Genomic DNA, 26,821 nt, shown 5'->3' with positions numbered 1-26,821 from the left:
AGTCATTATGGGCAGTTTTTTAGTCAAAAAGAAGTATTCAGTCAAGCAAAAATGTTTATATAACCTTACCAAATACATTTAAATTTTCGTTGTTCCAGAGTTTTTCCGCGTGAACAAGATACCGAGAATAATTGCTAAAACCGTTAAAGTAATGGTTAACAGCAATGTTTTCACATAATATTCATTCCCAGTTTCAGCAATTAACTGTACGCTGTAATCAGCTAGTTTCCATGGTGAGATGCGCCAGTATTGACCGATCAATGATTCGATCATGATGGCAACTGGCAGGGCAATAATGGTGAAGGTCGTTGCAAGCGCTGTCTTAAATATTGCGCTAAACATAAGAGCAACAGCTGTTGCAAATAAAATCCATACACAATAAGACATGACCATTTGAAAAAATGCCAGAGCCTTTACTGAACCATATAAAATCGATGTATAATACATGCTGCCAGCATAGCCTAAAATGGCACTGATCATTCCTAGTGCACTTGCAACAGTCCATTTACTCATAAACAAGGCAATAAAGGAAATGGGCCTCACATATATAAGGGTTGCTGTGCCGTTTTGCCGTTCGCGATTAATCATTCCAGCAGCCGTAATGACGAGTATAATAAGGCCTAAAGATTGGAATTGTCCAGTGGAAGCCTCCAGAATATCTATTGGTGCGTACTCTGGCAATGTAATAGAGAAACCTTCTGGCAAATTACCGACAGCGTTTAAAATGTCTTCCATATAATAATTCGTTAACGGATCTGAAATACCTAGGAAAATAAATAGTAGGGGCATCCACAAAAATTTAAAACTTCTCCAGCTTTCACGAAATTCTTTTTGAAGTAGCACAGTGAAAGTTTTCATTGTCCAACCACCTTCATAAAAATTTCTTCTAGTGTCATTGTTACTCGTTCCACCTTTAATATAGAAAATGGCAAAACAATAAGCTGGGACATTAGTTGCTGCATCGTAGGAAAGTTATCTTTTATTTCAATAAAGACATAACATTCTTCTACTACGGTTGGTAATTGTGCTTGTGAAGCAAAGTGTAATGCCTCGTCTTTACTTGAAAATTGAACCTTATAGCGGAATGAATCGAATTTTGCACGTATGTCCTTTAAAGAACCTTGCTCTACTAATTTTCCCTTTTTTAAAAAGAGCAGCTGGTCTGTCATTTCCTCGGCGTCATTTAAAATGTGTGTAGAATACAAAATCGTTGATTGCTGCTGCAATTGTTTTAATAAATTTATCATTTCCCGTCTTCCGACTGGATCAAGAGCGGATACGGGTTCGTCTAATACAAGAAGCTTTGGTTTGTGGACGATGGCTTGAGCAATGCCAAGCCGTTGTTTCATTCCACCTGAAAATATTGCAGTTTTTTTAAATCTATCGTTCTTTAATCCAACAAAATCCAACACTCTTTCTGCTTGCTTTTTGGCATCTCTGCTTGGTACACCGTTTAGCTTTGCAGTCATTTCGGTAAATTCTAATGCTGTTAACCAAGGATAAAAATTAGGGTATTGAGGTAAAAATCCAATTTCCTTCCGAATATCTTGCGCATTTTGCATTCTAACAGATCCATTTGTAGGTTTTAGTAAGCCGGTCAGCATGGATAAAGTAGTCGTTTTTCCAGCACCATTTGGACCGATTAATGCTGTGGAAGTACCCGCTTCAAGTATGAATGACAAATCCGATACTACCTTTTCAGTACCAAAAACCTTCGTAAGATGCTGAATCATAATCATGAAGTTTTTCTCCCAAAAATAAAGTAAAGAATCGGTCCGATGATATTGACGAATATGATCACAATAGCCCAAACCCATTTTGGACCGTTTGTTGCATGAATTCGTGCTAAATCGATTAGTGCAGCAATAAGCAAAATAACCTGAATAGCAATTAATGGGGCGACTAACGCCCAATTGATATCTATCATTATAAATTCACCTCTACTTTTAAATGATCGGCCAAATTACGAATCATCGCTTTATAGCTTGATTGTTCTATTAAAGAATCAAATGCAGGATTTTGTACAATCGTATGAACTAAATCCCTTTTGATCGATTGCTCATCCCGAGGTGCTTCGCTGCTTAGTTGAGATGTATTTTCAATCCACTGCGACAATAAATAGAAGTAGGAATTTCCCCTTAGCTTAATGGGAAACTGAATTTTTTTACAAAGTTTTACGTAACTCTGTAACATCACTATTGCCTGTTCAAATTGACCCTTCATTGTATAAATGGTTGCTGCCCTATAATAGAAAATAAGCACAGCATTAAAATTAAGATTTTCTAAATCAAACAGCCGTATGAGTTCTTGAACTTTATAAATCGTTTCATCTATATAATCGGCGTTTGACAATTCGAGCATTATCGCTTCCGTTGCATTGGATATGAGCTGCATTAAATTTTGATAATAGCTGATTTGAATGATTTCTTTTGCTTTTTCTGAATTACCGAGCATGGTATGAGCCGTGGAAATAAGATGGTCGGCACCGAATTGTATTTGAACATCCTTTCCTAGTAATGCTAATACCTCTTCTGGCTTCCCTAGTTGTAAATATGCGAGGGCCTCCAGCATCGTTGCTTCATTGACTAATGCGAAATCTCCACTTAAAGTTTTTACTCTTGAACAAAGCTGCAGGACACGTTCCAGAATGGAATGTTGGTCAGTAGACTTTGGAAAGTAATTTAAATACAGTTGTGCTATTTTAAGAACAAATGGAAAACAAGAATAATATTCACTTAAAAGCTCCTCTATAGATTTTTCCACTTGGTCAAATGCTTTTTGCGAGAATTGCTGTGCCAGTTGTGAATATATTCGGCTGATTTGTTCCTTTGTCAATTGAGGTTTGTATCCTAATAATGTGTCGATGGAAATGTTGAAGTAAGTTGCCAATTTTGGCAATAACGTAATATCAGGATAGCTTTGCCCCTTTTCCCATTTGGAAACGGCTGCCCTCGATACGCCTACATATTCAGCAATTTGTTCTTGAGTGACTTTTAGTTCTTTTCGACGATCCGCAAACATTGTGGAAAATTGAAAGTGTTCCGTCTCAATCATCTCCTCTTACTCTAACTATAATGTATAAAAAGCTGATTTTGTAGCGAATACTAGTTACATTTTGGTACATTTATCAACTATAAGTTGACTTTTGGATAGAAGCTAAAAATGATAGATAGACTTAATACCGTAAACCTCACTTAGATACATGACTGAGAACCGTATCATAAATAGAGGCAAAGCAGAGATTGTATGACATATTAGTTTGGAATTTTATTTGGTCCATTTGGCACAATATCTTATATCTGCCAACTCTTCTTTAAAGGATGATTACCATGTCCATCGCGGTTTTAGCCTTGTTAGCTTGGTTCGTGTTGATTGTTTTCGCGATTGTTCCCAAAGGGTTAACTCTTACTGAGATGATTTTTTTGTACTTCCTGATCGGAATAGTTACGATTACCTTATTCACCATACTTGATGTCAATTTACAATGGGTTCCACTCACTCGAAGTGTAGAAGGATCTTTTGCCATGTATATTTCTCGCTTTATTGTGATACCTTTTCACATTATCTTATCTGTATCCGTACTCCATTCGCATTTGCAAGCGAAATGGCGCTGGGGATTTTTGGCGATAATTGTATTGTCCTTATGTGTGGCAGATCAGATATATTTATGGGCTGGTCTGATTACTTACCGTAGATGGAATGAATTCTATTCCGCTCTTATGTATGGCGCATTTATGGTCTTAATGTGGTGGATAGCCCGCTGGTTCCGTGGTCTAGATAAAGGAGAATTCAGAAAAACATGAAGGTAATTCGTTTTGATAATCATTTTAATGCGAACGAGTGGTGTATTGTCATTGCACTCCTCGTTGGATTCTTAGTGGTGTTACTACTGCCAAATCGTTTTACAAAAAAGATGACCTGTGTTTATCTCATGTGTGGCATGTTTTTTGGTTTCCTTTTTGATCATACTTTAAGTGTGTTACCAGTTAAATATTATATTATAAATGATAGCTCTTCCTTTGAACTGATGGATTTTTTATCCCATGTGATGTACGCACCATTTAGCTATCTTTTCTTTTATCTATATGACCTCTTCAACATCAAGCCACGATTTTCTTTGTTGTACATTTTGGCGTGGTCTTTTCTGAGTGTTGGGATAGAGCGACTTTTTGTGATCATAGGGATCTTTCACTATCAACATGGATATAACATCTATTATTCTTTTGCTATTTATTTATTGGTTATAAGTATTTGGGTGCTCTTTAATAGGATTATAAAGGTATATGGAGAAAAACAATATTAGACTTACCTTGGATACTAGTCTCTAGTCATAAACCCTGAATCGTATCATAAATAATGGCGGGTTTATATGGATCGAATATAAAAAAAGTCACCTACTATCATAAGAGCCGGTTAGAGTCCATGACGATAGGTGACTTGAATTTGTTTGTTTCATGTCTTTAATATTTTCATTAAATTATCAACATGATGATTTAAGTTAATCCCATCTAATCCATGAGGCAGCAGCATCAGACCGGAAATGACGGAGAAATAGAGCATCAAAAGTTCAGCTGGGTCGCCTTTACTAAATTCCCCTTTCTCTTGCCCTTCATTAAAGATGGGGGTCATTTGCTCAATAAAAGAACGGGTTGGATATTGCTGGACAATATCTTTTGCCTCGTCAGGTACTTCATCGGATGTTTGTACTTGCTGTATGAGCATAAAGGAATGTCTATTGCTTGCATCCAGCATTCTTATGGTAAATTCCCTAATTCTTTCTGTAGAAGAGCCTTGCATAAGTCCTAATGCTGCAAAAGCCTTAGCTGTTTCTTCCATCGCATCCTTAACAAGTGCGATAAAAAGCTCATCCTTTGAACTGTAATATCGATAAGATAAACCTTGGCTAATGCTTGCTTCGTTAGCAATCATGCTCATTTTAGTTCCAACGAGTCCTCTGCGAGCAAATACTTTCAGGGCTGCTTTCTTTATTTGTTCTCTCCGCTCATCACGGAGCTGGTCCAGTTGGCGATCATTTAATGGAGTCACTTTCGTTCATCCTCTTCCATAAGCTATTTTTTACACGATAAATTATAACAATTATTTCAATGATAACCCAACTTGTTCCTCACTAATTTTCCAAAGTCTTGTTGCTAATTTTCTGTCAGTAGCCACTTTCGTGGGTTCCTTCAATTGCCTGTCAGCGCAGTATTTGCCGTTTAGCCAGGAAACATCCTTCATTTCCGCGAGCCATATCAATGTATCCGCCCCCTCCTCCGGTGTACGGGAAAAGAGCTTCATCACGGCCATTGTTGCTTTGGCCATTCTTCCATTGTTTTGATTAAAATTAGTGGCAACGAGTCCAGGATCAAAACAATGAACGGAAATATTTGTTCCCTCCAGACGGCGTTCCAATTCAGACGTAAATAAAATAGTAGCGAGCTTGGTCTGTGCATAGCGCAGGGTTGGACCGCCCATAAACTTTTTAACCCCCGTATAGAGATGTTCACCGTTAATATTATCAAAATCAAAACCGTTTTTCACCATCTTGTGCCCATGTGAAGAGGTATTGATCACCCGTGCTGAATCACTTTCCTTTAGACGGTCTAAAAGCAGCGAAGTGAGAAGAAAAGGTGCCAAGTGGTTCAATGCCCATGTCATTTCCACACCTTCCTCCGTCTTCTGAAGGGTATCGAATAAAGCACCGGCATTATTCACTAAAATATCAATCTGTGGGCACCTTTCCAGTATTTGTTGAGCTACTCGACGAATGGACCTTTGAGAAGAAAGATCAGCAATGAAAATATCCACTTTAATCGGTTTGCTCGTTTGAATCTTTAATAGTTTAGAAATTGCTTCTGCCCTTCCCTGATTTCGTGCAATGATTCCGATATTTGCTCCACGTGCAGCGAGGGCCTTTGCTGCTGCTTGCCCGATTCCATTTGTTGCGCCAGTAATCAATACATATTTGTCCTGAAGATTCCATTCAGTTTCTTTCATAATCAATTACAAACCTCCTTTTTGATGAATGAACAATTCATTCATTTCTAAATAGTATATGTTAGCATTTTAGAAAATACAACAAGAATTTGCGTTTAATGGTGTAAATAGCTGAAAGAGGTTTTTGAACTTATAAAGCTCTACAACGCCAACATGGTGTGGACGAACCTCGAAACGAAGGTTGAAGCTGGGGCACCTCAATAGATCGCTCCCCGCGAGGAATTCGTATAGATTGTTGCCCGCGAGATTCGTGAAGCCGGTAAGTTTAATCGGGTGTCAATCAAAAGCTTCGACTGGGGCGCGCTTATGCGCATGCTCAAACAAATGACCAGGAAGGAGGCCTGTATGAAATTCAATTGTTAACCACATTGAAAATTATGTTGACATTTAATATAAGATTCATTATTATGATGGTTGTAAATATTACAAATTCATCATTTGGGAGAATTAAAAATGAAAATTAAAGAAATGACCTTTGTTGCAGTGTTTGCTGCCGTCATGGGCGCTCTAGGTGTAGTTCCGCCTATTATGCTTACTTTTACTCCTGTTCCTATTACATTACAAACTTTAGGTGTGCTTCTTACAGGAGGAGTTTTAGGAGCAAGATTAGGGGCAATGAGCCAAACCATCTTTTTATTACTTGTTGCTGCTGGAATGCCTCTTCTATCTGGAGGACGAGGTGGACTAAGTGTATTTGTCGGACCAAGTGTTGGTTATTTAATTTCATGGCCAATTACGGCTTTTTGTATTGGGTATTTACTATCACGTTTTCAAAATTTAAAATTACAACATGTTTTAATGATTAATTTGACAGTTGGAATTCTATTAATCTATTTAATTGGAATTCCTGCGCAAGCATTTATGATGGACATTCCTGTTTTAGAAGCTGTAAAATTAAGTTTAATTTATATACCAGGGGATGTGTTAAAAGCTATTTTAGCTTCTATTTTAGTTTACAGACTAAGAAAGCACCCGTTTTTTTCACGCTCATTAGCAACAAGTTATTCCAATAACTTAACTAAAAATATCTAAATCTTAAGAGACACCTTGATGTGTCTCTTTTTTAAAGGTGATATATCATGGGAAATATTACAGATTCATATAAGACTTTCGCAAAATTATCCTCCAACCAAATAGCGATCCATACAAATCATCAACAAATTAATTATCAAAATTGGTATAAATTAATTAATCAAACAGCGAACTGGCTTCACTCTCTTCATTCAGAAAATAAAACAATAGGAATTCTTTTGCCAAACGGTATCCCTTTCCTACAACTCTTTGCAGGAGCATCTAAGGCTGGCTGGATTGCTGTTCCATATGATTTGAAATGGAATATATCCGAATTGGAAAAAAGGGTCATCCTTTCCCGCCCTTCTATCATTGTCACTACTAGAGAAATTTACTCTCAAATCAAACAAAGCATTCCTAATATAACGATTTTGGATGATTGTTTACAGGAAATCTCTCAATTTGATCCTGCAACTGTAAGAAAAACGGAAGAAAATCCGCCTTTTTACATTGGATTTACTTCTGGTACGACAGGTAACCCAAAAGCTTTTGTTCGCTCTCAAGATTCATGGGTGGCTAGCTTTGATTGCAATCGTTTTGATTTCGGATTAGATGAATCCGATCAAGTTCTTATTCCTGGTGCCCTAATTCATTCTCATTTTCTGTATGGAGCTATTAGCACCTTGTATTTAGGTGGAACCGTATTTCTTTTAGAAAAGTTTTCTCCTCTTGAAGCACTTACATGGATACGGTCCTTACCCATTACAACCATTTATGTAGTTCCGACTATGATAGAAGCATTCCTGAAAAAAGGAATCCAAATCGATAAGACTATAAAAATTCTTTCATCTGGTGCAAAATGGTCTGAAAGATCAAAACTAGAAATCCGTCATATGTTTCCTAATATGACCATGTACGAGTTTTATGGAGCTAGTGAATTGAGCTTCATTACTGTACTTTCTGATAGAGAAGGTATTCAGAAAGCAACATCTGTCGGAAAGCCTTGTTATGGAGTTGAGGTACAAATACGGCGTCCAGATCAGAAATTAGCAAAGCTAAATGAGACCGGAAAAATATATGTTAGAAGCAAATTTGTGATAAATGGGTACTTTGATTATCAGGGAAGCACCATTCATTCCATTCATGATGAAGAGGGATGGGCCACGGTCCATGATATGGGCTATGTTGACGAAGATGGCTTTTTATATATTATCGGCCGTGAACAAAATATGATTTTATATGGGGGAATTAATATTTTTCCTGAAGAAATTGAAAAAGTGATTTCCTTGCATCCAGATGTCGAGGAAGTTGCTGTAATAGGCCTATCAGATTCATATTGGGGTCAAATTGTGGCTGCAGTAGTAAAAGGAAAGGCTAGCCCATCAGATTTAAAAAGAGTTTGTAAGCTACATTTATCTTCTTTTAAAATTCCTCGTAAGTGGTTTATTCTATCTGAAATGCCATACACAACGAGTGGCAAGATAGCTCGTGCTGAGCTTATAAAACGAATGGAAAGCAAGGTGAGCAGTGATTAAAAGGGCAGTAATTGTCAAAGCGAAACGAACACCAATTGGAAAAATGGGTGGAATGTTACGAGACATTCAGCCGCATAAGCTTGCAGCTCCTCTCCTCCAACATTTAGCGAAAGGATTGGAAGATAGGATAGATGACATCATTTTGGGAAATGTAGTTGGACCAGGTGGAAACGTAGCTCGAGTTGCTGCGTTAGAAGCAGGACTTCCTCTTTCAGTGACGGGAATCACCATTGACCGTCAATGTAGTGCAGGGTTAGAAGCAATTCGGATGGCATGTTACTTTGTCCAAGGCGGAGCTGGCCGTTGTTACATTGCTGGTGGTGTAGAAAGCACGAGTACCTCTCCGTTTCCATCTAGAGCGAGATTTTCTCCTGAAAAAATTGGCGACCCAGATATGGGCGTTGCAGCAGAATATGTGGCAGAAAAATACGCCATTTCAAAGGAAATGCAGGATGAATATGCTCTATTAAGTTATAAACGTAGCTGGGAAGCTTTTGATAAAGGATATTTTAATCAAGAGATCATTCAAATTGGGGATTTCCACCAAGATGAAGAACTTTTTAGGAAAAGAAAGATGGAAGTACTTTTAAATAGGGCGAAGCCTATATTTAAAAAGATCGGTACCGTTACCGCAGCCAATAGTTGTGGGATACATGACGGGGCATCGGCTGTACTTGTCATGGAAGAAAACATGGCATTAAATAATGGATTCCAGCCCATTTTACGATTTTTGGATAGTGAAGTTACAGGTGTACATCCTAATTATCCAGGAGCTGCCCCAATTCCAGCGATTCAAGATTTATTAAAAAGAAACGGATTAACCATTGCGGACATAAACCTAATTGAAATAAACGAGGCCTTCTCTTCCAAAATTGTCGCCTGTACAAAAGAACTTTCCATTGCTTATGACAAGTTGAACGTTTGCGGTGGAGCTTTAACGCTAGGACATCCTTATGGAGCTTCAGGAAGTATCATAATCACGAGGCTTTTCTATGAAGTACAAAGACGAAAGGATATCAAGTATGTACTGGCCGCAATTGGAAGTGGTGGAGGAATTGGAGTATCAGTCCTATTCGAGGTAGTAACATGAAAACGAAGGAACATGAGATTATTTTTCATAGTTAAACATGAAGGCTCTGGAGTCTCCCTCCAGGGCCTTCATTGATGGGTTGTTTCTTTTTTTACGTGTCACGTAAGATAGGAAGGGTACAACACCGGAAGGAGCCGCCAGATTTAATGATTTCTGTGATATCCACTTCAATAACTTGAAAACCTCGGGTACGAAGCTGTTTGTTTACATTCTCATTGACTGGTAAACTCAATACCCGCTTATTTCCAATACTAAATACATTTGTGCCAAGTTGAAATTGTTCTTCTTCTGAAACCTCAATTAATTCATAGCGGGAAGCAAAAAGTTCGATGTCCTTTTTCGTTAAGGCATTTGGATAAATAAGGGCAACATCAGACGAAACGACATTAAATACACAATCCAAATGCAGGTATTTTTCTTTAAATGGGATGGGGATAACATTAAATTGATTCAAAAGAAGCTGTAACTGTTCAGCGGCCTTTTGATTCGTCCGATTGCTGAGCCCCACATAAATGGTATCCTGATCAATCACAACATCTCCGCCTTCAATCCGTTCCTCGGCTAAATTATAATAAGAGATTTCTTCGTCCTCGAGCCATTGTTTTAAAACATTTTCCTCCCCTGAACGAACGTCCGTTGCCATCTTAGCAACAAAGATTGTTTGTCCTAGTGTAAAACCAATATCCCTTGTAAAGACCTGTTCAGGATATTTTTTATGATAAGGCAATAAAATAACTTCGATGCCATTATCCTTTAGCGTTTTTACAAGCTCACCATGCTGCTCGAGTGCACGTTCAATATGGATTCCTTCATTCTTAAAATGCTCCTGTGTTTCATTAATTACTTCCCGAATCGTCATATATTGAGGCTGACAAAGGACTACTCGTTTTAATACATCATATTCACTCATGCAAAAAGTCTTGTTGTTAGTCCTTGGGCTTTCGGCCATTGTTTCGACCTCCTGTTTTCTCTTTTTTAACTAGGTTTTCCTAAAATATCGTTAATATTTAACGACAGCGTCTATTAAGAAAAAGTTGCGGATTGGTAAAATTCCTTAGGGGGAATAATTTGAATATAAGGGCAGGATATAAAATAGTTCATAATCAGGGCCACACTAGTATCTTTAACATATTCCTACTTCATGCGGTAAAATAGGAGCAGATTTCGATGGAAAAAAAAGAGCAACTCAAAAAGCAAATGGAAAATAAAACGATTTTGATTTGGAAAATGGGGATTGCTTCTTCCCTTTCATGGGAGATTGCAAAATTAGCAGGTTCTGAACATCCTTATTTGGCTCCTCTTTCGGTAATTCTCTGTTTGCAAACCACGATAAACCGATCCATCCTTTTTTCTTATCATAGAATGACAGGGACAGTTATTGGCATAATTGTTGTGGTTTTATTAGAACAATATTTAAAAGTGAACAGCTGGACCTTAGGGGGCATAATCATCATAGGATGCTTTATCACAAAATGGTTAAAACGTGATGAATCAGCTATTCACCAAGCTGCCCTGACCATTTTGCTCGTCTTTGTGATGGGACATAAATCGGGCGAGTATCCAATAGATCGTTTTCTTGATACCTTAATTGGAGCGATTATTGCGGTGATTATCCAAATGATCTTCCACCCGCCAAATTATACGAAACAAGCTTCGAAAAGCTGCCGGGAAGCATCCGCCAGTCTATTTAACCTTTTCAACGAAGTTGCAGAATGGGTTCAATTGGGCTTCGAAAAATCGCGCGGTAATCAGATTCAGTCTGAACTTAAGAAATTAAGCCAGGAACTCCCTCTGGTAAAGAGCGTAATTATGGATGCAAACGATAGTCTAAAATATAATCTGTTAGTCAATCAAAGTAAAAAAGAACTGCAAAGTTGCAAACAGATAATGGAGCTTTTAACAGAAGGGTATTCCTACTTGAATAACATTGTTGGAACGCTATTTGCCTGGTCCGAAGCTGGAACTGCCACAGCGTTTGACCATGCGGTTTGGTCAGAACAATTGAAAGCTTTAGCACCAGTTTTTCAAATAAAAGAAACCCTGACAATATCTCAGGCACAGGTTCCATCGATAAACATTACAATTCCTGAAGAAATAAAACAGCACCAATACTCATTGGCACTTTATAACGATACAACTCTTTTGATAAATAAAATGAGAAAATTTTCTTAGCACCTGTATAGATTATATACTGATGAATTTTGAGCCTCTCATGAATTTAATGAGAGGCTCTATTAATTATTGAATAAATTGCAAATAAAGGATTACCTTCGTTGAATTCTACTTTTCTTTTGATAAAAGGTAGCTTTCGATTCCATCCAATATCCGTTCAAGTCCAAAATCGAAGTCATCCCCAAAGGAGTGAGCCTGATATAGTAGGGAGCAGTATTATTCTATATTAGTTTATGGAGTCTCGTAACTGGCTCCTAAACTAGTTTATTTTGTAGGACGATTCCCAGTGGTCATATAACATAATAAGGGAGATTGGAGCGACATAGCGCAGTATAGTTAGAAAATGGTTCCAATTGTGATAGACCAGCCATCCTTTTTGGTAAGACCATAGTGCAATGGATACTCCGATGAAAGTAATAACAGCAAATGCCGGCAACTTCAGTTTTTTTGAATGGAAGGAATGAAAATATTGTGCTTAATGGGTATCGATATAATTCCGTAAATAAAACAAAATCAAATATATATACTTATAATAGAGAGAGTCAAGTAGAAATTTATCACGTTCAAAAAATTGTTTTCGAGGCTAATAGCAGGTAAAGGGAGGAGACCGACCAAATGAACAAATTAACATGGTGGGGAGTAGCGGTGTTAACCGGGGTGGTAATTGTGGTTGCGATTTGGTATGGGCGGGTAACATGGGAAGACCGCAATGACGCGGTGAACACAGCCCTCGATCAATCGGAAGAAAAAGAAAATACACGATTAAAGACATTTTTCTCTGAACTGAAAAGTGTCTACGGATACCTTTACTCTACGGAGAATGGAAAGTTTCAGCTGTTCATAAAAATTGACGAAGCTTTACTTCAGGGTGAATTGGCCGGCTCTCTTCTCATGATGGAGGTTGACACGGAAGACAAAAATAATCCATACGAGGAACGCCAGTATGTGTTGAACGGAATCACAGATGGACATATGGTGAAGTTCATCACCACTGTAGACGGAAAAAAAGCCACATTGGAAGGACATTTTATTAAGGGAGCCACTAGTTTCGACCTGTCATTTTGGAAGACTGACAAAAAACTGGTATTTAATGCTGTAACAGAAGAAGAATTTAAACAGAGCTACTATGAATTTAAAACGAAGGTAAAAAAGGAATAAAAAAATAAGTAACAGTAATATTTTGGTAAAAAATCTCTCTATAATAATACCTAATGTTATATGGTATAATTCTACTAATATATATTTATTGTGATCAGGAGTTGGAGTTAGTGATTACTAGTTTGAAACAGCTCTTTAATGAGAGTGTATTTGATATAAAAAGGTTAAATAAACTTGTAAATCTAGTCAATCAACTAGAAGAAAAGTATGAGAATTATAGTGATGAGCAATTGAAAAATATGAATTTCATTTTTAAAGAAAAGCTGCAAAATGGAATGAAACTGGATGATCTTAAAATAGAAGTGTTTGCTGTCGTTCGGGAGGCTGCAAAAAGAGTTTTAGGACTTAGGCACTATGATGTGCAATTAATTGGCGGTTTTGTTCTTTCGGAGGGTTCAATTGCACAAATGAATACGGGGGAAGGAAAAACGTTAGTTGCAACGCTTTCAAGTTACTTATATGCTCTAGAGGGAAAAGGCGTACATATCGTGACTGCAAATGAATACCTAGCCCGAAGAGATAAGGAACTGATGGGACAAATCCATGAATTCCTGGGATTAACGGTAGGCTTGAATATATCCCAAATGGAAGTAGAAGAAAAAAGGCTGGCTTATCAAGCTGATATTACCTATGGAACAGGGACGGAGTTTGGCTTTGACTACCTGAGAGATAACATGGTCAAAAATAAGGAAGAAAAAGTCCAAAGAGAACTACATTACGCGATTGTTGACGAAATTGATAGCATCCTAATTGATGAAGCAAGAACGCCGTTAATTATTGCTAATAAGTCATCGGATGGAGCCGAGTTGTTTAAAATCACGGCAATGATTTTGAATGATTTCAAGGCGGACCAGGATTATAAACTATATTCTGAAACAAGGGAAGTCTATTTCACAGACGAAGGGGCAGCAAAGATCGAAGATGCCTTCGGGATTGAAAACTTATATGATGCCGAACATCAAGAATTACTGCACGTTGTGACTCAATCACTCCGAGCTCTTGCTACCATGAAGCTGGATGTCGATTATATCAGCAAAGACGGCAAGATTGTTCTCATCGATAAATTTACCGGCCGAATCATGGATGGCAGGTCGTTTAGTGAAGGCCTGCATCAAGCGATTGAAGCAAAGGAAGGCGTGGAGATTACAGAGGAAAATCAAACCTTTGCGACGATTACGGTTCAAAATTACTTTGTCATGTACAAGAAGTTATCCGGAATGACAGGTAGTGCGATGCCGTCCAAACAAGAGTTTTACGAAACGTATACTTTAAAAGTAGTGGAAATCCCGACCAACAAACCGGTTCTCCGAGAGGATTTTCCTGATCTTGTGTACCTTACTGCGGCAAGCAAAATTCAAAAGATTGTGACTGAAGTCATAAAGATGAACCAATTAGGGCGTCCCGTGTTAATTGGAACCACATCGATTGAACAATCTGAGAAATTGTCTTCGTATTTAATGAAAGAAAAAATTAAGCATCAAATCTTAAATGCTAAAACCGAGGAAGATGAAGCGAAGCTAATTGCTCAAGCTGGGCAAAAAGGGGAAATCATGATTGCGACCAATATGGCTGGTCGTGGAACTGACATTATGCTCGGTGAGAGTGTAAGAGAACTTGGCGGTCTTCATATTATTGGAACCGAAAGGCATGAGAGCAATCGAATTGATATGCAGCTTAGAGGAAGAGCGGGCAGACAAGGAGATCCTGGTTCATCACAATTCATTATTTCATTAGAAGATGATTTATTCACTTTCTATGATGAGGAAGAGACGGAACGTTATCTAAAGAAAATCAAAACCTCTGATGATGGGCTGATTCTTTCACCAGACCCACAAGCTTTTACAAAAAAAGTGCAGGAAATCGTTGAAAACACACATTATTCTGCTAGAAAACATTTATTAAAATTAGAGAGTGTCATGGATCGTCAAAGTAAAATCATTTACTCGATGAGAAATCGTATTTTGGATTTAGGTACAAAAGAATTGGTTAAGGAAGTAGAGAATAATATTCACAGCTATGTACAGGAAGTCGTTGAACAATATGTTGTAGATGGAAATCCAACCGCATTGATAGAAGGACTCACCCTCCCATTCCCAGGTATCATTCTAGATAGCGCTGAATTGGAGGATCTTGATCGGTCTGATATTGAAGCGAGGGTAAAAGAGGAGTACACCCAGCTCCGAACCAAAATCATGCCTTTAGCAGAAGATGAATTGTTGGGGCACCAGCTAAAATCGATTATGCTTTATCAAATTGATACCCATTGGGTTAAGCATTTGGATTTAATGGCGCAAGTGAAGGATGGAATTGGGTTAAGAGGCTACGGCCAGGAGGATCCATACAGGCATTTTGAATTTGTAGGACTGGAAGAATTCAAATACCTGTTATTTACGATTCACTCAGGAGTTACGCAGCATTTTATGAGATTACTTGAAACTGAATTTTATGCGGATGAAACTCTTGAAGAGGAGGTTATATAAATGGCATTATTCCGTAGAAAGCGATTAGAGCAAAGTCAAAGTGCTACTATCGAGCCTCCGAAGCAGGAAAACAAGGTCATCCCTGATGGTGCAGTTGAGACAAAGCTCCATTTTGCAAAATACTGGGATATGACCTCGAAGGAGAGGTATATCTATCAATATCACCACAGGATGCTTCCAAAAATTGAAGAAGGACAAATCTCGATCACCGGTATTAAGTTTATTGAGATTGACGGAGAAATTGCGGTTGAGGCGTTTATCCAAAATGGGGTTTCCAAAGCGATCACAATTCAAGCAGTTGACCTTGTCCTATTAGATGAAAAAAATCAACTAGCAGCGAAAAATAACTTTTCCTTGGCTTACCTAGGTGAGCTTCCACCGCATACCAGCACTCCAATGAGATTTCTGTTCTCAGCAGAGGACCGTCTATCGGATGCAGCCGTTACGGACAAATGGAGGATTCAATTTGAGCTTAAGGGCCCAACTAGAAATGAAGTACTTGACTTGGATGAAAGCTGGAAAGAACGATTGTCAGCGGAAAGACAAATTCAACTTGAAAAGATAATCGAAAGGCTGCCTGAATTAGGGCCTTCGGAAGTCAATATTACAGGTATTGAAATCCATTTCTTAAATGATCAATCCCTTGAGGTGATCGCCCTCATTCGTAATGGATTATCCAAGGAGCTACAATTAAAGCAATTGCCTTTAGTTGTCAAGGATGCGGTTGGAGACGTAGTGTGCGAGGGGGATTTTAATCTTCCACCATTACGAATCAAGTCGAGATCAGCGAAACCGTGGTCATTTCGATTTCCATCCAGTTTAATTATGAAAGAAAATCCTGACCTTGCGAAATGGGTAATAGTGGTAAAAAATAAAGAACAAGAAGATTCATAATAAAAAAGTCATTGATCCGTCTAGGGTCAATGACTTTTTTATTATGTAGGAAGTTAATTATCTATAAATATGTGCTAGAGGTTTAAGAGAAATCCGGCCAATTCTTTTGAACGACGTCTCCTTCGATTTGCGTCAATGTCCGATATTTAAAAGGAGTTAGGTCTGAATCCTCTTTATTAATAAAACCTCTTGCGTACTCAAATGGAATTAAATTATAGGTTTCTTCATTTTCACTGATTAAATAGACACCAATAATTTGCCCGCCATTCTGTATATCCAGAGTTAAAAATGAGGGGTAATAGGTCTCATCTGCCGCCAGCAAAATGGCCTTTGCTGTGATGTTGCCATCTTCCTCCGTTTCAATGTCCTCATTACTAATTTTATCTAATGTTTTGATGGCCCAACCTGGTTTTTTGTAGCCTCCGATTATTTTCGGCGGGTGTGATTCTAGTTGATTAAGAATCTCATCCGTATTATTAGAGTTCTTCATTCATAATTTCCTCCAAAAAGATACACTTTGACTTATCGACTTGCCTTTATTCTTACTAAATAAGAGTATCATATTCATTTCTGGACAACAATTTTAAGTCATCAACGGGTTGAATTTGACTCAATCAGCCTAAAATCAGCCTGTACAGTGAGGAATGTACTAATTAATGTTTTTAAAAAGTTTTCACACTTTCTAGGTCATTGGTCATGTTGTGTAAGTAAAGTCCTGATTGCGGGACTTTATACTGATGATAGACATGATTTTTTATCGAAAATAAGAGATTAGTCGGATGTATAAATTCGTATCATTGAGAAATTATGTAGAAAAAGAATGAAATTCGGTGGGATATATTGGAGTAATTTGAGTAATTATACATAAAATGGACGATTTTTCCTAAAAAACTATAAAAATAACTGGATTTTATTAGATATTTATATTATTATAGTCTCAGTGGTTGATTATGGGTATTAATCCAAATCTACCATATAAATGATAAATTTACCATATGAGTAGGTAAATATGGTGATTTTCATTAAAGGTTAGGCATTAGGGTATATAGAGAAAAGTCGCTGCTAATGTTCTAATTTTTTATAAGTAGAAGGGAGAACACAAGAAATGAACAAAAAGAAAGCTATTAAACTTGCAACAGCATCTGTTATCGCTGCATCTTCATTTGCTGCTGTAGCACCATTTTCAACACAAGCAGCTGTTGACGTTGCGGGAGCTGTAAACAAAGCGGTTGCTCAAATGAAAAAGGCTCAGGATACATACACAGTTCCTGCTGCACAAGGCAAACTTGCTTCAAAAGATGCTGTAAAAGCAGAAATTAAAAAAGCAGACCAATTACTTGCTGATGCTACAAAAGTTGTTAACTCAAATGGTGGCAGCAAAAAGTCTGCATACTTAACTCAATTAAACAATGCAAAGATATACCTAAGTAATGCAAAGTATTTCGTTCAAGGTATGGATGTTGCTCAAGGTCTTACTGTTAAAGCACGCGACTTTAAAAAACTATCAGACGTTAAGGATGCTTACCTTCCTTTAACTGGTGCTGAAATCGCGAAAGCAGAAAAGCAAATTAGAAATCTAGTTGCTGGAACTACAGCTGAAAATCTTGTAGTAAAAATATATTTAGCAGAGCCAAAACAAATCTCAGTAGTTGCTAACGCATATAGCTTTGCTGCTCAAGCTGCTGCTTCAATTGAAAAAGGCGATTTAAAAGCTGCTGAAGCACAACTTAAAGTTGCTACTACTGAAATCGCTAAGCGTCCAGAACTAACTGCTGGAGCTGCTCGTACAGCTGTTGAGCAGTATGTTAAAGATGTACAGGCTAAATACGAAGCTGCATTAGCACCAGTAGTTGAATCTGTAAGTGCGATTAACGCTAAACAAGTTGAAGTTAAATTCAACAAGGCAATCGATGCTACAACAGTATACGATGCTACAACAAAGGCACTTAAAAATATCACAGTTACAGGTACTGGAACTCCTGTTTTCACTGGTGCTCTAAGTGAAGATAAGAAGACTTTATTGCTTACTGCTGATAAAGGATTAACTGGTGAATATGTTATAGATGTTGCTACTGACAAAGTTAAAGATTTAACCGGTAAATTCGTTCATTCATATATTGGGAAAATTAGTGTAAATGACGAAACCGCTCCTTCAATTATCGGAATGGTAAAAGAGAACCCTACTTCAGTAAAAATTAATTTTTCTGAGCCAATCAAATCAGAAGGTTCTGTATCGTTTAAATATACTGACGGAACTGACGTTACTGGTGCAAAATTCATTTTAGACGCTACTGGTACTTTTGGTACTGTTGACCTTTCAGCAGGAACAGTAAATGAATTGAAAGATATTAAAGTTCAATTCATTGGTGCTACTGATTTTGCAAATAACTTGTTGACTCCAAACCCTGCTACAGTTGTAGTACAAAAGGGGCAAAAAGATGGTGTGAAACCAGAAGTAAAAGCTCTAACTGTTCTGGCTCCTAATAAATTTGAAATTCAATTTACAGAGCAAGTTACAGATTTTGATGTTTCTGATATCACTGTAAATACTACCCCATTAGTTGTTGGTACTGATAAACTGGACCAAAGCACAACTGATGCTACTAAATATGTAGTAACACTTGCTTCTCCACTTGAAGGTGTAAAGACAGTCGCTATTGCTGCTGATGCAGTTAAAGATAATTCTGGTGAAACAGGCAAGGCTTTCTCTAAACTTGTTGAGTTTACTAAAGATGCTTCTGCTCCACAATTGTCATCAGCTACTGTTTCTAAAAACACAACAGATGGTAAAGAATATCTATTCTTGTCATTTGATAAATCAGTTACTTTAAAAGACGTTGATGGAATAGCTCTATCAGGTAGTAAACTTAAAGATTATATTACCACTAGTGGTTTAACTGTTAACTTACCAAAAGATAAACTAGTATTAGTTGAGGGAAGCACTAATACCTTCAAAATTGCTCTAGCTGACGTACTTGAAGGTTCTGCTGCACTTGAAAAAGGTGCTGTTTATACTTTAGACCTTGCTGCTGATGTTGTACAAAACGTTTCTAAAGTTGCTAATGTTGAAAAAGCAAAAGCAATTACTTTTACTCGTGGAGAGGATACAAACGTTTCTACACCAGCTGCACAAACAGTTACTAAAGTAGAAAAAGGGACTGGTAACAGCCAAGTTGTTGTAACGTTTGGTGCAGATGTTGACGGTGCTACTGCAACTAATGCTGCAAACTATGTTTTTGATGGTGCCGTTGTAGAAAAAGCACAAATCCTAGATGCATCCAAGAAAAATGTAGTAACACTTACATTAAAAGCAGACTCTACTACTTTTAGTGGACTTCGTAACTATACAGTTAGCAACGTTAAGACTGCTACTGGTGGAACTCTAGCTAATCCAGCAAGAGGAACAATTGATTTAACAGAAAACGTATCTCCAACTGTATCAAGTGCAGTTATAACTAGTGATTCAACAATTGTCCTAACTTTCAGTGAAGGCATTAAAGATGGTGCAAAAGCTGGGCTAGACTTTGATGTATTCCAAGGAACTTCGACAATTGCATTAGAAGAGACTTCTGAAGTTATATCTGGAAACAAAGTTACAATCACTTTAAAAACTCCTCTTCAATCATTGTCTGGAGTGAAAGTTAAAGCTTCAACAGGCTTAGATGTAACTGACACTAATGGAAATGGTGTATTATTCTCTGATATTGCTACTACAAACTAAATAATAGATATTTATTTATTATTCAAGTTTTTAGCAATTATTGATTTTATTTACCAAAAAGCAGAAAGTTGATATTTAAACTTTCTGCTTTACTAACAAAACCCCTTATAAGAGGGACCAAATGGTGCTACCTTTGTTATTATGGGGTGTAGAAAATGGTAAACGTTATTGAGATATCTCCCATTTTTTACACCTCATAATTCAAAGGTGCATTCGCTCCCTTCGTGCGTGCAGTAATTATGGGGTGAAAATATTACCTAAAAAGGCTCTGTGGAGAGAAATCTCTACAGGGCTTTAATTTTTATGTAAATAAAAATTGATTACAAAATTAGTATTAAGTATAAGGTAGCTAAAATTAGAAAAGCTTACTAATCAATTGTTATCGGACAGCTCAAGGCAAAAAAACATAAAAAAACAGGAAATCTGTATCGATTTCCTGTTTTAAACTAGTTAATTAATAGATGACCACTGGCTCGTATGTGCTTAGGTTATTATAAACAGTTTTCATAGCACTTGGCGGTGTGTTGACGCAACCATGCGATCCCGCGTTTAGATAAGCATTGCTTGACCAGTTTGACCGAAAACCGGCATCGTGGAATCCTTGTCCATCATTCGTAAAAGGAGCCCAATAATTAACTTTTACTTCATAACTCGGTTTTCCTCCGAGTTCTCTGCCGGTTAGTATGGCAGGTGTCCGTTTATAGAGAATATACCATACGCCTTTTGATGTATCATTACCGGTACTGTGTTTGCCAGTCACGACATTCGATGTGACGACTAATTTTCCATTTTTGTAAATCCAAATACGTTGTTGTGCAATGGACACTTCCGCATACGTGTCGCCAATGCCATTATTCGAAGTCGTATCATAACCGTAGCCTTCATTACTCCAACCGTGTCCGATAATACTAGCAGCAGCAATGGAAGTCTTTCCTTTTTCAAAAGCTGACTTAATCCGTTTCGTTTCTTTGTCCACGTCTAATGCCCAGCCATAGCCTTGTCCTTTTACTGTTACGACTGAACCTGAATGGGTCTTAAATTTAAAATTTTTATCTAATGTGGATTGAGCGCTATTAATTTCAGCTATTTTCTTGTTAATATCGCTTGGGTCAATCTTAACCTTCAGGTCTTTTGACACAGAGGCATTTTTAATTAATTCGCCGGCTTTTAACGAATAAACTTTATTCTGGACCTTATATTCAACGGTCTGTCCGAGGAGTTCCCGCAGCTTTTTCTCTTCATTTTTTACAATTGGACTGTCTTCTTTGATGGGTTGAATGTATACAGGGTTCAGATGAATTTCGCTAGTATACTCCTGCTTTTCGTAGTCCTTTAATAGACTAGCGACATCGAACTGCTGACCATTGTTACTCTTTGAGATGATAATTTGACCTTGTTCCAAACTCGCTTTTGCATCTTTAGGAGCCGTTAAACTCTTGTTCATGGATACAAGCTTTTCTTCCACTTGTTTTTTCATCTCTTGGCTGCGATACTGATCGAGTTTGCTAGGTATTAATGAGTACTTTTTAGCCTTTGAAGAAGGAAAAATCGTTTGCTGGTTTTTTAATAATTTTTTGACACCCGGCAGATCCTGCTCCGTAAATCCCATCTTCGTATCTTTTCCATCTAAAATTTGTTGTTGTCCGACATAGACTACGTTGGTTAAGACGGATGTTTTTAATTTTTTGAGAGCCTGATCAGCAGTCAGTCCGCCGACTTTTGTACCATTAATATTGATATTTGTATTAAAATGGTTTGCCTGATAATAGCTGATTGCCCCAAATATGAGCGCAATAATAATGATGATACTTATTGTGATAAACTTCCAGTTTGTAAACCATTTTGATGGTTTTACCCGTTGTCTGTGTATTTCTTCTTCTTTTATAGCACTTTCCATTAAAAATCCCCCCGTACTTCAAAACCCAGTGATCGACGTCTTCGACCATAACCTATTGGTTTTGTATCCAAACTTTCATTTAATTTATCTCTTTATAGATTTTACTACTATTCTACTAAATTGCTAGTGTGAACTTTGTCGCATTTTGTATATACGTGAAATTTTTAGTAATTTTTTTCAAAGGGGTTTAGGGAGAGTAGAAGGGAAGAAATAATGAACAACAAATTTTTAGAAAACAGCAAAAAAAAAACACTGCACCCCCCTTGGTACATAAAGGGGGTGCAGTGTTGTGAGCGTATAATGAAATCCTTAGGTTACGCTGGTTTTGGGCACGTTAGTTTAATATCGTCACCTTTAATTGTTTAACTCCAAAGTTAATAGCATCTTGTTTAGCAGGAATAAAGACATCAATTCGATTTCCTTTAATGGCCCCGCCAGTATCTCCGGCGATGGCGTTACCATAGCCTTCCACGTAAACTTTACTTCCAAGCGGTATGACATTCGGGTCTACTGCGATGACCTTTTCATTTGGGTTTGCTTTAAGGTTAATTCCAGTAGCTGTAGTCCCAGAACATCCCTCACAGTAAGCTGTATAGGCTGTGGCTTTCACAGTAATTTCCTTTGAACTTGTATTATTAGTTGATGCAGCCTCTACCGCGGGTTCACTTTCCTTTGGTGCTGGCGCTGCAGGCTTTACGGATGCTGTATGTACAACAGGCTTCGTTTGTTTTTCGGTTACAGCAATATTAGTAGATTGTAAACCTTCATAAATTAATAGATTTAATCCAGGATGGATGAGATCGGTAGTTAATTTGTTCCATTCTTTTATTTGCGAAACAGTTACTTTGTATTCCATGGCTATATCCCATAAGGTGTCACCTTGTTTAACCGTATAATGTTTTTCAGGTGCAATGGTTAGTATATCCCCTGGGTGAATAAGGTCCGTAGTTAGATGATTCAACTTTTGAATATTTTCTAAAGATGTATTATTTACGCGTGATAAATCCCAAAGGGTATCCCCTTTTTGGACTGTAACAGTAGCAGCTTGTACATTAGCACTTACAGTTCCTGAGAGTACAGCAACTGCTATCATTGTGATTATTTTTTTAAGCATTCTTTTACCCTCCATGTTCTTTGGTTGCTAAGTTTCCACTATCGTAACATAGAATTTTCTGACACAAAGAACAGGGAGATGATAATTCGTTTACATCCGTGGCATTTATATTGCAATAGTATTTCTAAAATTCTTTTGATTTTTGTTTTTTTGGCAGGATAAGTTTCTCCGTTTTTTCGTAAATAGCTAACAAATTCTCTGTAAAACGTAACGTAGGTACGACTCGGTAAATGATTAGTGCAGAACAAATACTAATAGCGGCACCCACAATCACATCTGCTGGATAATGTACACCAACCCAAATACGTGAAAGACCGACAAGGCATGCTAATATAAGCCATAAAAGCCCCGATCTTCTTTTAAATAAATAGAAAACCATACAAAATGAAAAGAACAAAATGGTGTGATCACTTGGAAAAGAATTATCCACTTCATGTCCCATGAGTTTATTCACGTTAGTCAGTTCAGAGAAGGGTTGATTATTTGAATGGATTAATCCGGCGATTTTCCCTATTATTTCAGCTGTTAAAAAAGTAATAAAACCACAAAGGACCATAATTCTATTAGTTTTACGTCCGGTAAACCAAAATATAAGGACACTTAGGGCTAAAAAAAGCACCATATATTCAGCGATGAAAATCATTGCAGGATTTAAATAAGTGAAATCCTTACCTATATCATTAATTATTCTAAACAGATTAATATTCAATTCAGAGATACTCATGATCATTTCCTCCTTATCCTATATCTGAAGAAAATTATAATTAATTTAATTGCAGTGAAAAATTTGTTTTTCTTACATCATCCTTACACATTTGTAAGAATTTACTTTAGGAATTTGAGCAACCATCGCAGGTCAAATAAATAAGTAGTTATATCAGCAGATGGGAGCGCAATAAAAAACACTGCATCCACTTAGAATATAAAGTGTTTTGCAGTGTTTAGTCTGTATATAGAGATGGCAGTTTCTCCATCTTAGTTTAAGATCGTCACCTTTAATTTTTTTACACCAAAATCGATTGCATCTTGATTAGATGGAATAAAGATATCGATTCGATTACCCTTAATGGCTCCGCCTGTATCTGCGGCAATAGCTTCACCAAAGCCTTCTACATAAACCTTACTTCCAAGCGGGATAACAGATGGGTCAACGGCGATGACCTTTTTATTCGGGTTATCTTTGATATTAATACCCGTTTTAGTAATACCGGAACATCCTTCACAAGAAGCTGTATAGGCGGTGGCTTTCACCGTAATTTCCTTTGTGCTTGTGCTTGTACTGCTAGCTAATTTCATCACACGTGCACTTTTCTTTTTTGCCTGTGCAATAACGGGCTTTGCAGATACCGGGAATGGTTCAGAAACGGCAGGTACCGCTGGATTCACAGGTATATCTATTTCAACCTTCTTCGCATCCTTTTGAAGGCTTTCTGAAGAAAGATTATATTGATCCCAAAGGTTATCTTTGTGTTTTTCAGTAATCGGTGCAGCTTGTACATTTGTACTAACAGTTCCTGAGAGTACAGCAACTGCTATAAATGTTTTAAGTTTATTTAGCATTCTTTTACCCTCCATGTTCTTTGGCTGCTCAAGTTTCCTTATCGTAACATGGATATTTCAGAAGCAAAGAACAAGGGTATGTTAAAAACGTTACATCTATGGCAGTTATATTGCGATAGTATTTCTTTATTTACATAATAATCTGAAAACGAGACTTTTATAATGATTCTATTAAGCCAAAACCCTAGTAGCATGCCTCTCTTAATACTTTTTGGTTTATTACAATTATGTTACACAAAATGATAATAGTCCTTAGATAATCCCAATAATTTCTACTATTACCAGTATTCATTACCTACGAGATCTTTTGGAGAAAAACTGTGTAGGGATGGGTATGGATCAATTGGTAATAATTTATTTACATTTTGTTCAAACGTTACTTAACATTTGTTCATGGTCTATGCTATATTTATGAAGTTAAAAACGGTTTTTACTGATTGAAGGAGGGGAATGTTGTGAAAAGTGACTTTTCACAACTATCTATATGAGTTTTGTTGGTTTATTTTTATCTGGAGCGGTATTATTTCTTAATAGTCTAATGTTATTAGGAAAAGCAGAAGCAAAAAGTGTGGGTATCTTTAACATCTTCATTGGTATCATTCAAATCATCATCCCATCCTACCTAATGGTTGCAGCAGGTGAAAATAATTGGGATCTTTATAATGTCGCAGCGATCTTTTTATTTGGCTTAACGTATCTATATGTTGGGGTTACCGTCTTGAAAGGACTTGATGGCAGCGGACTTGGTTGGTTTAGCTTATGGGTCGCCATTATTGCGGTCGTTTATATGATTACCTCGATTGTTCATTTCCATGATATCGTCAATGCCTTAACATGGGGAATGTGGGCCTTCTTATGGTTCCTATTCTTTTTATCAAATACTCTTAAAAAGAAAATTGATGCTTACATTGGTCTAGTTGCCTTCGTACAGTCATGGGTAACGTTAACCATTCCAGCTTTGTTTTATTTTTTAGGAGTCTCAAATACCCCGATGGTTTCGAAAGTCTGGGCCTTTGTATTAATGCTCTCGATTGTCTATTTTGTTGTAAGTCTTTTCAAATTAAAATTTTCCTTTAAAAAAGAAAACAGCAGTCAAGAAATTCAAGCGATATAAGACAGTAAAGAGTATGGAACAATAATGATTCCATACTCTTTTTATGTTGTTTTTTGGTACGTATATCAAACTGATTATTTACGGGAGAATATTGCCAGCAGCACGATAAATGCTATACCATTCCTCACGTGTCAAATATACGTCACTTGCTTTACAGCAGTCCTTCAATCTGTCGATATTCATCGTCCCAATTACTGGCTGCATATGTGCTGGATGACGTAAAAGCCAGGCAATCGCGATGGTCGTATTTCTCACTTCATATTTAGCGGCGATTTCATCAATCTGCTGATTTAATTCTGGAAATTTATCGTTGCCAAGGAATACCCCTTCAAAAAAACCGTATTGGAATGGTGACCACGGTTGAATGGTGATATCGTTCAAACGGCAATAATCAAGGATGCTGCCATCCCGGTTAAGGGCTGAATCATTCTCCATGTTGACATTGATTCCATTGGAAATCATCGTTGCGTTGGTAATACTTAATTGTAATTGGTTAGCGACTAATGGCTGCTTCACAAATTTCTTTAGCAATTGGATCTGCATAGGATTCTGGTTAGAAACACCAAAATGACGCACTTTTCCCGAATTTTCAAGGAGATCAAAGGCTTCAGCTACCTCTTCTGGCTCGACAAGTGCATCCGGACGGTGTAAAAGCAGCACGTCGAGATATTCAGTTTTTAACCGTTTTAAAATTCTGTCGACCGATTCTAAAATGTACTCCTTTGAAAAATCAAACATCCCCTTACGAATCCCGCATTTGGATTGAAGAATGATTTTTTCGCGAATGTCTGCACTCATGTGAATGGCATCCGCAAAAATTTCCTCACACGTGCCCCCGCCATAGATATCGGCATGGTCGAAGAAGTTCGCCCCTTCTTCTAAAGCGGATTGAACAAAGCGCTCCGCCTCAGGCTTTTCTAATGAGTTAATACGCATACAGCCAACTGCAACAACGGGCACCTCTAAGGAACTGCTTCCAAGTTTAATTGTTCTCATCATCTGTTTCCTCCAATATGTGAAATTGGTGAATAATGTCCATATGTAAATGGATCATTCGCCTTCTCTTCTGACATCATCA

Annotated in this window: 22 protein-coding genes and 1 pseudogene; 10 read left to right on the top strand and 13 right to left on the bottom strand. The window is 37.4% G+C overall.

All coding sequences use genetic code 11. The features are described 5' to 3' along the window. Positions 1 to 78: 78 nt before the first annotated feature. The 4 genes from ACJ004_RS18640 to ACJ004_RS18625 are packed head-to-tail and all read right to left on the bottom strand — an operon-like array spanning position 79 to position 3,054. The gene (locus ACJ004_RS18640) at positions 79 to 858 is read right to left on the bottom strand and encodes an ABC transporter permease (protein WP_410894625.1); all 780 of its coding nucleotides are present in this window, start codon (positions 856 to 858) and stop codon (positions 79 to 81) included. Next, entirely contained in the window at positions 855 to 1,739 is an 885-nt protein-coding gene (locus ACJ004_RS18635; RefSeq protein ID WP_410894624.1) for an ABC transporter ATP-binding protein, read from the bottom strand. Before ACJ004_RS18635 ends, ACJ004_RS18640 begins: the two co-directional genes overlap by 4 nt. After that, entirely contained in the window at positions 1,736 to 1,927 is a 192-nt protein-coding gene (locus tag ACJ004_RS18630; protein ID WP_410894623.1) for a PLD nuclease N-terminal domain-containing protein, read from the bottom strand. The genes ACJ004_RS18635 and ACJ004_RS18630 overlap by 4 nt, the downstream gene beginning before the upstream one ends. Further along, positions 1,927 to 3,054, bottom strand: coding sequence for a helix-turn-helix domain-containing protein (locus ACJ004_RS18625; RefSeq protein ID WP_410894622.1), 1,128 nt, complete (start codon positions 3,052 to 3,054; stop codon positions 1,927 to 1,929). Before ACJ004_RS18625 ends, ACJ004_RS18630 begins: the two co-directional genes overlap by 1 nt. A gap of 275 nt (positions 3,055 to 3,329) precedes the next feature. Between ACJ004_RS18625 and ACJ004_RS18620 the strand changes: the two genes are divergently transcribed. Beyond that, entirely contained in the window at positions 3,330 to 3,803 is a 474-nt protein-coding gene (locus tag ACJ004_RS18620; protein ID WP_410894621.1) for a hypothetical protein, read from the top strand. 649 nt (positions 3,804 to 4,452) lie between these two features. On the opposite strand, the gene ACJ004_RS18615 is transcribed toward ACJ004_RS18620, so the two are convergent. Next, positions 4,453 to 5,046 carry a TetR/AcrR family transcriptional regulator gene (locus ACJ004_RS18615; protein WP_410894620.1) on the bottom strand — a complete coding sequence of 198 codons (594 nt, stop codon included), beginning with the start codon at positions 5,044 to 5,046 and terminating at the stop codon, positions 4,453 to 4,455. Positions 5,047 to 5,097: 51 nt separating this feature from the next. Then, positions 5,098 to 5,997 carry an SDR family NAD(P)-dependent oxidoreductase gene (locus ACJ004_RS18610; protein WP_410894648.1) on the bottom strand — a complete coding sequence of 300 codons (900 nt, stop codon included), beginning with the start codon at positions 5,995 to 5,997 and terminating at the stop codon, positions 5,098 to 5,100. 453 nt (positions 5,998 to 6,450) lie between these two features. On the opposite strand from ACJ004_RS18610, the gene ACJ004_RS18605 reads away from it, so the two are divergent. From ACJ004_RS18605 to ACJ004_RS18595, 3 genes are read left to right on the top strand one after another with little or no spacing between them, the layout of a single operon-like run. After that, positions 6,451 to 7,029 (top strand): biotin transporter BioY, encoded by a 579-nt coding sequence (locus ACJ004_RS18605; protein ID WP_410894619.1) that lies wholly within the window; start codon positions 6,451 to 6,453, stop codon positions 7,027 to 7,029. Between the two features lie 47 nt (positions 7,030 to 7,076). Continuing rightward, entirely contained in the window at positions 7,077 to 8,543 is a 1,467-nt protein-coding gene (locus ACJ004_RS18600) for an AMP-binding protein (protein ID WP_410894618.1), read from the top strand. After that, complete coding sequence (locus ACJ004_RS18595; RefSeq protein ID WP_410894647.1) at positions 8,539 to 9,633, top strand: acetyl-CoA C-acyltransferase; 1,095 nt, start codon at positions 8,539 to 8,541, stop codon at positions 9,631 to 9,633. Before ACJ004_RS18600 ends, ACJ004_RS18595 begins: the two co-directional genes overlap by 5 nt. Before the next feature lie 91 nt (positions 9,634 to 9,724). Here the strand turns inward: ACJ004_RS18595 and ACJ004_RS18590 are convergent, their stop codons facing one another. Continuing rightward, positions 9,725 to 10,582, bottom strand: a complete 858-nt coding sequence (locus tag ACJ004_RS18590) for a dimethylarginine dimethylaminohydrolase family protein (RefSeq protein WP_410894617.1) — start codon at positions 10,580 to 10,582, stop codon at positions 9,725 to 9,727. A gap of 218 nt (positions 10,583 to 10,800) precedes the next feature. On the opposite strand from ACJ004_RS18590, the gene ACJ004_RS18585 reads away from it, so the two are divergent. The 4 genes from ACJ004_RS18585 (at position 10,801) to ACJ004_RS18570 (ending at position 16,337) form a co-directional block, all read left to right on the top strand. Next, entirely contained in the window at positions 10,801 to 11,805 is a 1,005-nt protein-coding gene (locus ACJ004_RS18585) for an FUSC family protein (protein ID WP_410894616.1), read from the top strand. Positions 11,806 to 12,420: 615 nt separating this feature from the next. Continuing rightward, on the top strand, positions 12,421 to 12,963 hold the full coding sequence (locus ACJ004_RS18580; RefSeq protein ID WP_410894615.1) for a hypothetical protein: 543 nt from the start codon (positions 12,421 to 12,423) through the stop codon (positions 12,961 to 12,963). A 110-nt stretch (positions 12,964 to 13,073) separates the two neighbouring features. Beyond that, positions 13,074 to 15,443, top strand: a complete 2,370-nt coding sequence (gene secA2, locus ACJ004_RS18575) for an accessory Sec system translocase SecA2 (RefSeq protein WP_410894614.1) — start codon at positions 13,074 to 13,076, stop codon at positions 15,441 to 15,443. Further along, a complete protein-coding gene (locus ACJ004_RS18570) occupies positions 15,444 to 16,337 on the top strand; it encodes an accessory Sec system S-layer assembly protein (RefSeq protein ID WP_410894613.1) in 894 nt (297 codons plus the stop codon). 82 nt (positions 16,338 to 16,419) lie between these two features. Here the strand turns inward: ACJ004_RS18570 and ACJ004_RS18565 are convergent, their stop codons facing one another. After that, positions 16,420 to 16,827 (bottom strand): hypothetical protein, encoded by a 408-nt coding sequence (locus tag ACJ004_RS18565; protein ID WP_410894612.1) that lies wholly within the window; start codon positions 16,825 to 16,827, stop codon positions 16,420 to 16,422. 615 nt (positions 16,828 to 17,442) lie between these two features. On the opposite strand from ACJ004_RS18565, the gene ACJ004_RS18560 reads away from it, so the two are divergent. Next, positions 17,443 to 20,058 (top strand): Ig-like domain-containing protein, encoded by a 2,616-nt coding sequence (locus tag ACJ004_RS18560; RefSeq protein WP_410894611.1) that lies wholly within the window; start codon positions 17,443 to 17,445, stop codon positions 20,056 to 20,058. A gap of 454 nt (positions 20,059 to 20,512) precedes the next feature. Here ACJ004_RS18560 and ACJ004_RS18555 read toward each other — a convergent pair whose 3' ends face one another. The 4 genes and pseudogenes from ACJ004_RS18555 to ACJ004_RS30230 form a co-directional block, all read right to left on the bottom strand. After that, the gene (locus ACJ004_RS18555; protein ID WP_410894610.1) at positions 20,513 to 21,955 is read right to left on the bottom strand and encodes a L,D-transpeptidase family protein; all 1,443 of its coding nucleotides are present in this window, start codon (positions 21,953 to 21,955) and stop codon (positions 20,513 to 20,515) included. 334 nt (positions 21,956 to 22,289) lie between these two features. Continuing rightward, positions 22,290 to 23,069: a 3D domain-containing protein gene (locus ACJ004_RS18550; RefSeq protein ID WP_410894609.1), complete on the bottom strand. Its 780-nt coding sequence runs from the start codon at positions 23,067 to 23,069 to the stop codon at positions 22,290 to 22,292. A 124-nt stretch (positions 23,070 to 23,193) separates the two neighbouring features. Next, positions 23,194 to 23,793 (bottom strand): undecaprenyl-diphosphatase, encoded by a 600-nt coding sequence (locus ACJ004_RS18545; RefSeq protein WP_410894608.1) that lies wholly within the window; start codon positions 23,791 to 23,793, stop codon positions 23,194 to 23,196. Between the two features lie 251 nt (positions 23,794 to 24,044). Continuing rightward, positions 24,045 to 24,353: pseudogene (locus ACJ004_RS30230) on the bottom strand (3D domain-containing protein); the annotation flags it as partial. A 760-nt stretch (positions 24,354 to 25,113) separates the two neighbouring features. Between ACJ004_RS30230 and ACJ004_RS18535 the strand changes: the two are divergent. Beyond that, positions 25,114 to 25,743 (top strand): AmiS/UreI family transporter, encoded by a 630-nt coding sequence (locus tag ACJ004_RS18535; protein WP_410894606.1) that lies wholly within the window; start codon positions 25,114 to 25,116, stop codon positions 25,741 to 25,743. Positions 25,744 to 25,821: 78 nt separating this feature from the next. Here ACJ004_RS18535 and ACJ004_RS18530 read toward each other — a convergent pair whose 3' ends face one another. Continuing rightward, positions 25,822 to 26,739 (bottom strand): aldo/keto reductase, encoded by a 918-nt coding sequence (locus ACJ004_RS18530; RefSeq protein WP_410894605.1) that lies wholly within the window; start codon positions 26,737 to 26,739, stop codon positions 25,822 to 25,824. Between the last annotated feature and the right edge of the window lie 82 nt (positions 26,740 to 26,821).

It is taken from the genome of Neobacillus sp. 204, assembly GCF_046562815.1.
GTDB lineage: Bacteria > Bacillota > Bacilli > Bacillales > Cytobacillaceae > Neobacillus.
The sequence above is the reverse complement of the archived record's forward strand: the minus strand, read 5'-3'. Positions and strand labels throughout refer to the sequence as shown.